This is a genomic window from Corallococcus llansteffanensis (genome assembly GCF_003612055.1).
Classification (GTDB): Bacteria; Myxococcota; Myxococcia; order Myxococcales; family Myxococcaceae; genus Corallococcus; species Corallococcus llansteffanensis.
This window is the reverse complement of record NZ_RAWB01000307.1, coordinates 1-12,042: the sequence shown is the minus strand read 5'-3', so window position 1 is coordinate 12,042 and position 12,042 is coordinate 1. Positions and strand designations below refer to the sequence as shown.

Sequence of the window (12,042 nt, the reverse complement as noted above, 5' to 3'; positions counted from 1 at the left end):
CTCATGCGTGCACCCTCCGCGTCCCTTCCAGTGCAGCCCCCCGGCCATGCCCCGCGATGCCTGGAAACAGGCACTTGCGACCCGGCAGCGCACCATTCCGGAGCAGGACGTGCCAGGACGGAGCACCCGGAGTGATCCACTCCGGCCAGCCGTTGCACCACCCCGGAGCATTTCCCGCCCCCCGCAGCGCCCAGCGAAGGAGGGACCCCGCCTTATGTTCGCTTGACCCGAGGGGGGTCGATTTTATATTTGACCAGTCCGGTCCACATTCGTGTGGGCCGATGTAGACCCTGCCGCTGCGCGCGGACCCACCGCGTCGCCGGGGAGCGGAGGGGAAGTCCCACCCTCCCGCATCTTTTCTTCCGAGGAAGCCATGCTGAACCTGCCCATCTACATGGACAACCACGCCACCACCCCGCTCGACCCGCGGGTGCTGGAAGCGATGTTGCCCTACCTCCGCGAGGACTTCGGCAACGCCGCCAGCCGCAACCACGCGTTCGGCTGGAAGGCCGAGGCCGCGGTGGAGAAGGCCCGCCGGCAGGTGGCGGAGCTCATTGGCGCGTCGGAGAAGGAGATCGTCTTCACCTCCGGCGCCACCGAGTCCGACAACCTGGCCATCAAGGGCGTCATCGAGTTCTACAAGTCCAAGGGCGACCACATCATCACCCTGAAGACGGAGCACAAGGCCGTCCTGGACACCTGCAAGCGCCTGGAGCGCGTGCGCCAGGAGCGGCTGGACGAGCTCAAGCTGCTCCGCCTGGGCCAGCTCGCCGAGCGCGACGTGCAGCCCGAGGACCTCGCGGAGCTGTCCGCGAAGTTCGACATCGAGGCGGACGCGACGTACCGGAAGTGGTCGGAGCTGCCCACGGGCGGCGCGCGCGTCACCTACCTGGACGTGGAGAAGGACGGCCGCGTCAGCCTGGAGAAGCTGGCCGCCGCGATGACGCCGAAGACGGTGCTCGTCTCCATCATGTTCGCCAACAACGAGATCGGCGTCGTGCAGCCGGTGGCGGAGATTGGAAAGCTGTGCCGGGAGAAGGGCGTCCTCTTCCACTGCGACGCGGTGCAGGGCATTGGCAAGGTGCCCTTCGACGTGGAGACGATGAACGTGGACCTCGCGTCCATCAGCGCCCACAAGATGTACGGCCCCAAGGGCGTGGGCGCGCTGTACGTGCGCCGCAAGCCGCGTGTGCGCATCGCCCCCATGGTGGACGGCGGCGGCCATGAGCGCGGCATGCGCAGCGGCACGCTCAACGTGGCGTCCATCGTCGGCTTCGGCGCGGCGGCGGAGGTCGCGAAGCAGGATCTGCCCTCGGAAGCCGCGCGCCTGTTCCGGCTGCGCGAGCGGCTGCGCACGGGCATCCTGGAGCAGCTGGACCTCGTCACGGTGAACGGCAGCCTGGAGCACCGCATGCCGGGCAGCCTCAACGTGTCGTTCTCCTACGTGGAGGGCGAGGCGCTGATGATGTCCATCAAGGACGTCGCGGTGTCGTCCGGGTCCGCGTGCACCTCGTCGTCCCTGGAGCCCTCCTACGTGCTGCGCGCTCTGGGCGTGGAGGAGGACATGGCGCACAGCTCCATCCGCTTCGGCCTGGGCCGCTTCAACACGGAGGAGGAGGTGGACTTCGTCATCCGCCTCGTGGTGGACAAAGTCCGCAAGTTGCGAGACATGAGCCCCCTGTACGAGATGGCCAAGGAAGGCATCGACCTCAAGAGCATCGAGTGGACGGCGCACTAGGCGCCCTCCCCCGACATGGTTTCCAGCCGGGCACGGAAGCCCCCGCCCGCCCGGCCGCGCATCGGTTGCCCGCAAGGCGCATCAGTTCAAGCGTTGTGTGAAGGAGCGTTAGACGCATGGCTTACAGCGACAAGGTCATCGAGCACTACGAGAACCCCCGCAACGTGGGGACGCTCGACAAGAACGACCCGAACGTCGGCACCGGCCTCGTGGGCGCCCCCGCCTGCGGCGACGTGATGCGCCTGCAGCTGAAGATCAGCGATTCGGGCGTCATCGAGGACGCGCGCTTCAAGACCTTCGGCTGTGGCTCCGCCATCGCGTCCAGCTCGCTCGTCACCGAGTGGGTGAAGGGCAAGACGGTGGATCAGGCGATGACCATCTCCAACAAGGACGTGGCGCGGGAGCTGTCGCTGCCCCCCGTGAAGATCCACTGCTCCGTGCTGGCCGAGGACGCCATCAAGGCGGCCATCGAAGACTTCAAGAAGAAGCGCGCGTCGCGGCAGGCTTGAGGCGGCAGCTCGCAGCGCACGCGGTATTCCAGGAAGCGAGGACGACCCCATGAACGAGCAGGCCCAGACGACCCAGGCCCCTCAGACGCCCCCCAAGCCGGCGCCCAAGGGCATTGGCCTGGCGGACAGCGCGGTGGAGCGCCTCAAGGTGCTGCTGGCCGAGCGCCAGACGCCGGAAGCAGGACTGCGCATCGCCGTGAAGGGCGGCGGGTGCTCCGGCCTCCAGTACTCCATGGAGTGGTCGGAGAAGTCCCGCGAGCGCGACAAGGTGTTCGAGCGGGACGGCGTGCGCGTCTTCGTGGATCCGAAGAGCTACCTGTACCTCATCGGCACGGAGCTCGTGTTCGAGCAGACCCTGATGGCCTCCGGCTTCAAGCTGAACAACCCCAATGTGAAGGCCGCGTGCGGCTGCGGAGAGAGCTTCTCCGTCTGACCTCGCGGCCTTGCCCGCCCGCCCCGTTGGTCAGGGCGCGGGCACAGGGGTCCGGCCCGGTGCCGGGCCCCTTTTTCGTTTCGCCCCCATGAGGATGCCCCCACCGTGAGGACCCACTTCGACGTGTTCGGGCTGCCCCGCTCCCACGCCGTGGACGTACCGGCCCTGGAGAAGCAGTACCGGGACCTGTCGCTCCAGCTCCATCCGGACCGCGTCGCCCAGGGCAATGCCCGCGAGCGGCTCCAGGCCCTGGAGGGCACCACCGCCCTCAACGAGGCCTTCAAGACGCTGAAGGACCCGGTCCGCCGCGCCTTCTACCTGCTGAAGCTCCACGGCATCGACCTGGACCGCGAGGACGCGGGCGCCCAGAAGGACATGCCCCTGGAGTTCCTGGAGGAGGTCATGACCCTGCGCGAGGAGCTGGACGACGCCATCGCTGCGAAGGATCTGCCCCGGGCCCAGGCCATGGCGAAGGACGTCGCGGGGCGCAAGCAGGCGGCGCTCACGGAGGCCGTGTCCGCGCTCCAGTCGTTGGAGGCGGCGGGGGATTCTCCGGACGGGGTGAGAAAGGCATCGCACGCGCTGGGGCGGGTGCGCTACTTCACGCGCTTCCTCGAGCAGGTGGACGCGTTCGAGGAGGAGGTGCTCGCGTGAGCAACAACGGACTTCTGCAGATCCACGACCCGCTCAAGCCCAAGGGCCACGTGGTGGGCATCGACCTGGGCACCACGCACTCGCTGGTGGCGTCCGTGTCCCAGGGCAAGCCCCGCTGCGTCCCGGTGGATGACGGCGACTCGCTGCTCCTGCCCTCCGTCGTGCACTACGGCAGGGACGGCGGTGTGGTGGTGGGCGCCCGCGCGCGGAAGCTCGCGGCCGACGCCCCCACGGACACCATCGTGTCGGTGAAGCGCTTCATGGGCCGCGGGCCGGATGATCCGGAGACGCGCAAGCTGGGCGCCTACCGCTTCGTCCCCGGCTCGCAGGTGGTGCGCTTCGACGTGGCCGGCGGCCAGCCGGTGACGCCCATCGAGGTGTCAGGTGAAATCCTGCGCGCCCTCAAGCGCCGCGCGGAGGCGCACTTCTCCGGCAAGGTGGAGCAGGCCGTCATCACCGTGCCCGCCTACTTCGACGACGCCCAGCGCCAGGCCACCCGGGACGCGGGGAAGCTCGCGGGCCTGGAGGTGCTGCGGCTGCTCAACGAGCCCACCGCCGCGGCCCTGGCCTACGGCCTGGACAAGGGCAGCCAGGGCACCTTCGCCGTCTACGACCTGGGCGGCGGCACCTTCGACATCTCCATCCTCAAGCTGGAGGACGGCGTCTTCGAGGTGAAGTCCACCGGCGGTGATTCGGCCTTGGGCGGGGACGACTTCGACCGCGCCATCGCCACGCGCGTGCTCCAGGCGATGGGCGCTGCGACGCCCTCCCCTTCGCAGGTGGCGGAGGCGATGTCCGCGGCGCGCAAGGCGAAGGAAGCGCTGACGGACGTGGCCGAGGTCACGCTCACCGTGGGCGGGCACTCGCAGCCCGTCACGCGCGCGGACTTCGAGGCGTGGATCCAGCCGCTCGTGCAGAAGACGGGCGCGGTGTGCCGGCGGGCCCTGAAGGACGCGGGCGTCGCGGCGGGCGAATTGGACGGCGTCATCCTCGTGGGCGGCTCCACGCGCGTGCCGGCGGTGCGCCACTTCGTGGCGGAGCTGTTCGGCCGCGAGCCCCTGGGCGACATCGATCCGGATCAGGTCGTGGCGCTGGGCGCGGCGGTGCAGGCAAGCCTGCTCACCGACAGCAACCGTCAAGACGAGGTGCTGCTCTTGGATGTGCTGCCCCTGTCGCTGGGCCTGGAGACGATGGGCGGCATCGCGGAGAAGCTCATCCCGCGCAACTCCACCATCCCCACGGCGGCGGCGCAGGTGTTCACCACGTTCAAGGACCACCAGACGGGCCTGGACGTGCACGTGGTGCAGGGCGAGCGGGAGCTGGTGGAAGACAACCGGAGCCTCGCGCGCTTCACCCTCTCCGGCATCCCGCCCCTGGCGGCGGGCATGGCCCGGGTGGAGGTGCGCTTCCAGGTGGACGCGGACGGCATCCTGTCCGTCACCGCGAAGGAGCAGAGCACCGGCGCCGCGCAGACCATCACCGTGAAGCCCAGCCACGGCCTGACGGACGAGGAGATCGAGAAGATGCTGCTCGACTCCATCGACTACGCCGAGGACGACATCCAGGCCCGCCAGGTCCGCGAGCAGCAGGTGGAGGCCGAGCGCGTCCTGGCCGAGGCCGACCGCCAGCTCCGCGAGAACGCGGCCCTGCTGGAGGCCGGCGAGCCGGAGGCCATCCAGGCCGCCATGGCGCGCGTGCGCGAGGCGGCGCAGGGCAAGAACTACCTGGCGGTGAAGGAGGCCCTGCACGGGCTGGACGAGGCGTCCCGGGCCTTCATCGAACGGGTCATGAACCGCGCCATCACCCAGGTGGTGTCCGGCCATTCCGTGGAGGAGTACTGACCGTGCCCAAGGTCACCTTCAAGAGCCCCCTGGCGGAAGTCGCCGTGGACGTGCCCCCGGGCACCACCCTGCTGGACGCCGCGGAGAAGGGCGAGGCCCAGGTGGGCCACAGCTGCGGCGGCGTGTGCGGGTGCTCCACCTGCCACGTGTGGATCCGCAAGGGGCTGGACTCGCTGAGCGAGCAGCGGGACGACGAGATGGACCGGCTGGACATGGGCTTCGACGTCCGCCCGTACTCCCGCCTGAGCTGCCAGACGGAGGTGGGCGGCGAGGACGTCACGGTGGAGATCACCGAGGAGTCCCTGGTCGCCTTCATGGACGAGAACCCGGCCATCCGCCGGCAGCTCGAGTCCGAGGGGAAATGGCCCCTGAAGAAGTAGGCGGTGAAGGGGCCTGAAACGTTGTGCTTGACCGGGCGAAAGAGGTTCTTTATACGTCTCGCCCGTCGCACCGGCAGCACCCCCATCCGCCCGGGTGGTGGAATTGGTAGACACACTAGATTCAGGGTCTAGCGCCTGCAAGGGCATGGAGGTTCGAGTCCTCTCCCGGGCATGAAGTAAAAGAAGGGCCCCGACCACAAGTCGGGGCCCTTCTTGTTTTCCGGCATGGCCCTTCCGCGGATCAGGGCGGCGCGGGCTCCACGGCCTCGTGCGCCACGTGGTGCGCGGCGGCATTGGCCAGCCGGCCTCCCTTGCGCAGGTCGCGGATGCGCAGCTTGCTGTGGTGCACGGACAGCGCGCCCAGGGACACCTGGCTGAGCACGGTGCCCAGGTGGGTGAGCGTGGCGAAGGCCGCCGCGGCCTCCGCGCTGGCGCCCAGGGAGCGGGCCGCCCAGCTCGTCACGAAGTAGTAGATGCCCATGCCCGCGGGAACGCCCGGCAGCGCCTGTCCCAGGGAGATGGCGCCCAGCACGACGGCGCCCGCGAAGAGGCCCCCCGGGATGCCGATGCCGTGGAGCGCGAGGCCGTACGCCAGCGCGGACGCGGATACCGGGAAGATGGAGAAGAAGAACACCTTCGCCATGCCCTTGAAGGAGCGCGCGGTGCCCAGGCCCTCGCCCACGTGGCTGAGGAAGCTCTCCACGCGCGGCAGGCTGTGGCGCTTGTGCAGCCAGCGGCCCAGGGGCGCGGCCCAGTGGGCCAGCAGCACCACCAGCGCGACCAGGCCGATGCACAGCGACACGGCCACCTTCATCTCGCCGCGGAAGTGGGCCATCGTCGTGCCGAAAGGGCCCAGGAACGACAGGGCCACCAGCATCATCAGGCACGCGAACTCCATCAGCTTGCACACGCCCACGGAGCCCAGGCCCCGGATGAAGGGCACGTTCTGCGTGCGCGCCAGGAGGAAGGCCCGCGTCACCTCGCCCAGCTTTCCTGGCAGCGCGTTGTGCACGAAGACGCCAATGCCCACCAGGTGGTAGCGGTCGCGGAACGGGATGGGCTTGCGCAGCGTGGCCTGCCACTGCACCGCGCGCAGCGGCACAAGCGACGCCTGGAGCAGCAGGAAGGGCACCAGCCACACCAGGTGCCCCGGCAGGTCCTGCACGAACTTGCGCAGCGGAAAGCGGGGGATGAGCAGGTCCCCTGCCCCGTGCAGGTTCCACTTGAAGAAGGCCGTGGACAGCAGGAGCACGGAAAGCACGAGCCCCACCACGGCGCCCAGCACCTTGAGCCACGTCCGACCGCCTGCGTTGGGAAGCCGCATGGTCCTCCCCTTCGGTTTCAATGAAGAATCCGCGGTGAGCCCGTGTCCAGGTAGGCCTCCGCCAGCCGCTCGTGCAGCCGCGCGCAGTGGCTCAGGCCGGACAGGTCCACCGGCCCGTTCGCGGGCCACATCACGAGACTGTCGGACTCCACGCGCGTAAGGCCCCCGTGAGAGCCGAACTCCCACGCGAAGCCCACCGTGCCGCCCTTCCGCACGGCCTCGCCGAAGAGCACCAGGTCCCCGGCCGTCTCCATGCGCGGCAGGCCCCGCAGGAAGTCCGCCACGGCGCTCCGGCTGTACTCGGAGGACAGGGGCGCGCGGTCCAGGTCGGCGAGGCCGTAGACGCCGCCGCCCATCACCACCACGGCCTCCGCGCCCCGGCGCATCGCCACCATCCCGATGTCCGTGTTGCCCGTGGCACGCGCCAGCACGTCCGGATGCCGCGCCAGCAGCTCGCGCGCCTCCAGGGGCGTGGGACGACCGCTCAGGTAGATATGGGCGAAGTTGCCGGCCTCCACCACCACCGGGGTGAAGGGCTCGCGCGCGGAGGTGTCCGGCGTTGGCGGTTCGCGTCCGTCCAGCAGGCCGCTGACGACGCCGTCGCGCAGGGGCGGCGTGGCGCCCTCGAAGAGCACCGCCTGCAGGCGCCGGCCCTGGCGCTGCTCCAGGGGCAGGCTGTCCACGTGGCCGTGGTCGGACAGGAGGATGACGTCGTAGGGCTCCGGGGCGGCGCGGGCCACGGCGAACAGCTCCGCCAGCGACGCGTCCACGCGGTGCAGCTCCTGCATCGCCAGCTCCGAGCGCGGGCCTCGGCGGTGGGCCACCTCGTCGTAGTTGCCGTAGACCAGGTAGATGAGCGGCACGCCGCGCACCATGTCCACGAGCGACTTGGTGTACGCGAAGCTCCAGCCCAGCCGCTGCAGGAGGATGCGGCTCAAGAGGAAGCCCTGCTCGTGGCGCCAGTCGTTGACGGAGCGCGCCCACTGGCGCACCTCGCGCACGGCCTGCCAGGACTCCATCCCGAACGAGCGCAGGAACTCCCACGCACCGCGCGTGCGTGCCGACGACAGGCCCTGCATCTCGTAGGCGAACGAGCGCGCCATCAGCTTGAAGCTCGACAGCGTGCTCATGCACATGCGGTTGGTGGCGCCCGCGTGGAAGAGCGAGAAGTAGGTGTGCCCGCCGTGATCCAACAGGCTCGTGCGGCCGTGGCCCCTGAGGCGCGCGTCGATGGCCATCGCGTCGCCCGGGGTGTTCATCTGCACCTTGCGGCCGAGTGAGCGGTCGTACCAGCTGTAGCCCGGCAGGTTCGGATGCTGGAGCCCGTAGAGCAGCCCCGCCTGGAAGAAGGGCGTGGAGGTGGGCGCGCCCCAGAAGGCGTTCTCCAGGTGATAGGCGCCCGAACGTACGAGGTGCGCGACGAAGGGCATCCGGCCGGAGACAATCGCCTCGTCCAGGAGGGCCTTGGGCACACCGTCCAGGTGCACCAGCAGTACGTTTCGCGACCGCCGCGACGCCACGGGCGGAACTTTCGATCCGATGCGCCGAACGAGGCTATTCGCCCAATTCCGTGAATTCTCGCTGACGAGTTCGTTCAAACTTTCGGGCACGTTGACGGCTCCCCCATCCCGCGATGCAAAATGGGCATTCAGGGGGACAGGAGCTTCTGGGGCCGCGATGCTCTCTTGGAGAGCAGGCGGGCAGAGCGCGTCCTAGTCCCGGGCTGGAATCGATGCGCCCCCCTGGGGCTTCTCGGGGTTTCGATGCTGGCTCCTGTCTTCTGCCTCTTCTTTCTCCTGCTGACGCTCAGCGCCGCCGCGGCCGGCCGTACACCCGCGCCCGGGCTCCAGCCCGTGAAGAAGGCGCCGTCGATGGACGGCATCGCGCTGCCGCTGGTGAGCTTCAGCTCGGATCAGGGCTTCGGCTACGGCGCGGTGGGCGGCATGTACCTGTACGCGCCGGGCAAGGCGCCCTACGCGCACGCCCTGGCCGCGCAGGTCTTCTTCAGCTCACGCGGCGCCCAGAATCATTACCTCCGCTACGACGGACCGCAGTTGCTGGGGCCCCTGCGGTTGGAGGCCCGGCTGGAGTACCGGCAGGAGAAGAGCAGCCCGTTCTTCGGCGCGGGCAACCTGTCCGCCCCGAACTTCCGCGGCAACGTGGAGGACGAGCGCTACAACTTCGACAAGGGCTCGCCGGGCTTCTGGGTCCGCCTGCGCGGCCGGCCCTTCGGTGAGACGCACCCGTTCCAGTCCTACGTGGGCTACGGGTGGCGCAACACCAGCGTGGTCCCCTACGAGACGTCCATCCTGGCGCAGGAGAAGCCCATCGGCATCGAGGGCGGGCCCAGCGGGCAGATCCTCGCGGGCGCGCTCTGGGACACGCGCGATCAGGAGGGCGACCCGACGACGGGCGGCGTGGAGGAGGTGGCGCTGCGCGTGTCGGGCCTGGCCACCTTCAGTCGCTACCAGTACGCGGGCGTGACGCTGAGCGAGCGGCGCTACTTCAAGCTGTCGGAGCGCCTGGTGTTCGCGCAGCGGCTGACGCTGGACATGCTGTTCGGCGAGGTGCCCTTCTTCGAGTGGATGACGACGGGCGGCGTCAACATCTCCGAGGGCATTGGCGGCATGAGCAGCGTGCGCGGCATCGAGCGCAACCGCTTCGCCGGCAACGTGAAGGCGTTCAGCAACTCCGAGCTGCGCTTCCAGGCGGCGAAGATGTCCGTCTTCGGCCAGCCCGTCGCGCTGGGCGCGGTGGTGTTCCTCGACCTGGGCCGCGTGTGGCACCCGGGCGTGACGGATGGCAAGTGGCATGAGTGGCACCCGGGCATCGGCGGCGGCCTGCGCTTCTCGCGCCGCGCGGCCGTGGTGCGCATGGACTACGCGCGCTCCACCGAGACGGGCCGCCAGCGCTTCTACGTCACCTTCGGCCACATGTTCTAACGGCCTGCCCGGACGCGCGCTGCCTCTTCAGACGAGCGCGTCCACCCAGCCGCGAAGCCGGGCATCCGCCTGGGCCTCTCCGCGCACGCCGGGCTCCACGTCCAGGAGCAGCGTGAGGAAGCCGCGCGACTCCAGCCCCTGGCGCAGCTCCTCGCGCGCCTGCGCGTCCGGGGCGAAGAGGATGCACCCGTCGCCGCCGCCCGCGCCGGACAGCTTGCCCGCGCAGCCGTAGGAGGCCGCGATCGCCAGCACCCGGCGCATGCCCTCGGTCTCCAGCGGACCCAATTCCAGCAGCAGCGCGTGCTGGGCCTTCACCGCTTCGGCGAAGGCGCGGAAGTCGCCGCCGCCCAGGCCGTCTTCAATCGCGTGGCCCAGCGCGTCCGAGCGCACCACGAACGCCTGACGGCCGGCCTCCGCGAGCCGGTCCTCCACCTGGGCGATGAGCAGCTTCGTGGACGCGCTCTCGCCGGTGAAGGCGTAGAGCATGGCGACGCGGGGCGCGGGCATGCGCCACAGGTCCACCGGCGGCGACTCCGCGAGCGCCGCGTGGAAGCGGCCGGTGTTGGCGGCCTCCGTGAGCGCGGCCACGTCGTAGCGACGGTAGCGCGACAGCCCGCCCGCGAAGCTCGCCGCCACGTCGCCACCGCTGCCCCGGCCGCCCTGCCCCAGCGCGTGCGAGACGAGCGCGAGCTTCAGCACGTCGAACTTCTCCTCCAGCACGAAGCGGGCGCCCTCCGCCGCGAGCACCGACGCGGAGGCGCTGCCACCCAGCCCCAGCTTGTGGCCTCCGGGGCCCATCGCGCCCGGCGCCACCGCGAGGTCGAACCCCACGCTCGGCCGGCCGTGCGCGCGCAGGGCTTCATCCAGCGTGCGCGCGACGAAGGAGAAGCCCGCTGGCACGTCGCGCTCCCACTTCACGCCCCGGGGCGTGGTGAGCCCCTGGAGCGTCCCCTCCTCCAGGCAGATGTGCACGCGCGAGTCCTGCCGCCTGCGCACGTAGGCGGCCGTGCGGGGCGCCACCGCGGCCACGCGCGAGACGCCTCCCCACAGCACGGCGTATTCGCCGGAGACGAACAGCTTGCCGGGTGCGGAGAGCGCGCGGTCCATCAGAACAGGTGCTCCGCCTGGAAGGCCGCGTCCCCTCCGGGCACGCAGCGCACCACGTCCACCGCGCCGCACGCGCGCGCCAGGGCCTCCGCCGCGACCTCGTGCGCCGCGTCCGTCAGCAGCACCGGGTTGGGCCCCGCGTCGAGCGTGAACCACACCGGCACGCCCTTCTTGCGCTGCTCGCGCAGGTGCTGGATGAGCCCCAGCGTCGCCGCGCTCAGGTAGCAGAGCGGTGGGTCCGCCGCGAGCGACGTGCTGTGCATCCGCCACGCGTTGCGCTCGCAGAGTTCGCCCAGCGCCTCCAGGTCCCGCTTCGCGATGAGCTCGCGGGCGCGGGGCACTTCGGCCTCCGCGTCCTTCACCCACGCCGGGTAGTAGGGGCTCGTCTCCACCGTGGCCTTCATGCCGTCGCGCGACTTCACTTCCTTCTCGCCGCGGTCGACGATGGCCACCACCATGCGCAGGTCCGGCCAGTGCCCCGCGTCGAAGCGCTGCACGGCGTAGCTGTCCTCGCCGTCCTCGCGCTCGCCGCGCAGCCACTCGCAGAAGCCGCCCTGCACGCTGCGACACGCGGAGCCGCTGCCCCGTCTCGCGAGGATGCTGGAGGCGCGCGTGTCCGCGGGCAGCCCCGCCGCCTGACGCCCCGCGACGGCCAGCGCCGCGAAGCCCGCCGCGCTGCTGGCGAGCCCCGCCGCCATCGGGAAGTCGCCGCGCGACACCACCTTCGCGGGGCCCAGGTCGCGGCCCGCCTGCACGCGCACGGCGTCCAGCAGGCGCAGCACGCGGTCGCGCTCGCTGCCCTTCGCGACGTGGCCGTGGAGCTCGACGTGGTCCGCCGCCGCGCCGAACTCCACCGTCGTCGTCACGTGGATGGGCGACAGGGTGAGCGACAGGCTGGACTGGTGCGGGAGGATGAGCGCTTCGTCGCGCTTCCCCCAGTACTTCACGAGGGCGATGTTCGGATGCGCCCGGACGGTTGCTTTCATGAAAGGACTCCCTGGGCCCGCGGTCCCGCCAGTTGGCTGGCGAAGCAGCGCACGCCGTCGCGCGTCAGCTTCGCGACCACGGGCTCCGGTTCGAGGAAGAGGCCGATGACAGCGCCCCCGTCGCCACC

At 70.4% G+C, this 12,042-nt stretch carries 11 protein-coding genes, 1 tRNA gene and 1 pseudogene; 8 read left to right on the top strand and 5 right to left on the bottom strand.

Annotated features, from left to right (window positions below; all coding sequences use genetic code 11):
• Nucleotides 1–376 precede the first annotated feature (376 nt).
• The 7 genes from D7V93_RS25825 (at nucleotide 377) to D7V93_RS25795 (ending at nucleotide 5,727) form a co-directional block, all read left to right on the top strand.
• Entirely contained in the window at nucleotides 377–1,738 is a 1,362-nt protein-coding gene (locus D7V93_RS25825; protein WP_244237511.1) for an IscS subfamily cysteine desulfurase, read from the top strand.
• A gap of 116 nt (nucleotides 1,739–1,854) precedes the next feature.
• On the top strand, nucleotides 1,855–2,247 hold the full coding sequence (iscU, locus tag D7V93_RS25820; RefSeq protein WP_120645931.1) for a Fe-S cluster assembly scaffold IscU: 393 nt from the start codon (nucleotides 1,855–1,857) through the stop codon (nucleotides 2,245–2,247).
• 49 nt (nucleotides 2,248–2,296) lie between these two features.
• Nucleotides 2,297–2,680 carry a HesB/IscA family protein gene (locus D7V93_RS25815; protein ID WP_120614577.1) on the top strand — a complete coding sequence of 128 codons (384 nt, stop codon included), beginning with the start codon at nucleotides 2,297–2,299 and terminating at the stop codon, nucleotides 2,678–2,680.
• A gap of 105 nt (nucleotides 2,681–2,785) precedes the next feature.
• Nucleotides 2,786–3,334 carry a Fe-S protein assembly co-chaperone HscB gene (gene hscB, locus D7V93_RS25810; protein WP_120645930.1) on the top strand — a complete coding sequence of 183 codons (549 nt, stop codon included), beginning with the start codon at nucleotides 2,786–2,788 and terminating at the stop codon, nucleotides 3,332–3,334.
• Nucleotides 3,331–5,175 (top strand): Fe-S protein assembly chaperone HscA, encoded by a 1,845-nt coding sequence (gene hscA / locus D7V93_RS25805; RefSeq protein ID WP_120645929.1) that lies wholly within the window; start codon nucleotides 3,331–3,333, stop codon nucleotides 5,173–5,175. Before hscB ends, hscA begins: the two co-directional genes overlap by 4 nt.
• Before the next feature lie 2 nt (nucleotides 5,176–5,177).
• Nucleotides 5,178–5,555 carry a 2Fe-2S iron-sulfur cluster-binding protein gene (locus tag D7V93_RS25800; RefSeq protein ID WP_120614580.1) on the top strand — a complete coding sequence of 126 codons (378 nt, stop codon included), beginning with the start codon at nucleotides 5,178–5,180 and terminating at the stop codon, nucleotides 5,553–5,555.
• 88 nt (nucleotides 5,556–5,643) lie between these two features.
• Nucleotides 5,644–5,727 (top strand) — tRNA-Leu (locus tag D7V93_RS25795).
• A gap of 69 nt (nucleotides 5,728–5,796) precedes the next feature.
• Here D7V93_RS25795 and D7V93_RS25790 read toward each other — a convergent pair.
• Nucleotides 5,797–6,879, bottom strand: a complete 1,083-nt coding sequence (locus D7V93_RS25790) for a lysylphosphatidylglycerol synthase transmembrane domain-containing protein (protein WP_120645928.1) — start codon at nucleotides 6,877–6,879, stop codon at nucleotides 5,797–5,799.
• A 17-nt stretch (nucleotides 6,880–6,896) separates the two neighbouring features.
• Complete coding sequence (locus D7V93_RS25785; RefSeq protein ID WP_120645927.1) at nucleotides 6,897–8,489, bottom strand: alkaline phosphatase family protein; 1,593 nt, start codon at nucleotides 8,487–8,489, stop codon at nucleotides 6,897–6,899.
• Between the two features lie 153 nt (nucleotides 8,490–8,642).
• On the opposite strand from D7V93_RS25785, the gene omp85 reads away from it, so the two are divergent.
• On the top strand, nucleotides 8,643–9,821 hold the full coding sequence (omp85, locus tag D7V93_RS25780) for an Omp85 family outer membrane protein (RefSeq protein ID WP_120645926.1): 1,179 nt from the start codon (nucleotides 8,643–8,645) through the stop codon (nucleotides 9,819–9,821).
• Between the two features lie 27 nt (nucleotides 9,822–9,848).
• Here the strand turns inward: omp85 and D7V93_RS25775 are convergent, their stop codons facing one another.
• The 3 genes and pseudogenes from D7V93_RS25775 to D7V93_RS47615 form a co-directional block, all read right to left on the bottom strand.
• Nucleotides 9,849–10,928: a mevalonate kinase family protein gene (locus D7V93_RS25775; RefSeq protein WP_120645925.1), complete on the bottom strand. Its 1,080-nt coding sequence runs from the start codon at nucleotides 10,926–10,928 to the stop codon at nucleotides 9,849–9,851.
• Nucleotides 10,928–11,914 (bottom strand): diphosphomevalonate decarboxylase, encoded by a 987-nt coding sequence (gene mvaD, locus D7V93_RS25770; protein ID WP_120645924.1) that lies wholly within the window; start codon nucleotides 11,912–11,914, stop codon nucleotides 10,928–10,930. The genes D7V93_RS25775 and mvaD overlap by 1 nt, the downstream gene beginning before the upstream one ends.
• A pseudogene (locus tag D7V93_RS47615) lies at nucleotides 11,911–12,042 on the bottom strand (mevalonate kinase); the annotation flags it as partial. The gene mvaD and the pseudogene D7V93_RS47615, both read right to left, overlap by 4 nt.

Bases quoted from the DNA above. Each gene is read 5' to 3' on its own strand.
- iscU (WP_120645931.1), top strand. From the start codon at position 1,855: ATGGCTTACAGCGACAAGGTCATCGAGCACTACGAGAACCCCCGCAAC.
- D7V93_RS25815 (WP_120614577.1), top strand. From the start codon at position 2,297: ATGAACGAGCAGGCCCAGACGACCCAGGCCCCTCAGACGCCCCCCAAG.
- D7V93_RS25790 (WP_120645928.1), bottom strand. From the start codon at position 6,879: ATGCGGCTTCCCAACGCAGGCGGTCGGACGTGGCTCAAGGTGCTGGGC.
- omp85 (WP_120645926.1), top strand. From the start codon at position 8,643: ATGCTGGCTCCTGTCTTCTGCCTCTTCTTTCTCCTGCTGACGCTCAGC.
- D7V93_RS25775 (WP_120645925.1), bottom strand. From the start codon at position 10,928: ATGGACCGCGCGCTCTCCGCACCCGGCAAGCTGTTCGTCTCCGGCGAA.
- mvaD (WP_120645924.1), bottom strand. From the start codon at position 11,914: ATGAAAGCAACCGTCCGGGCGCATCCGAACATCGCCCTCGTGAAGTAC.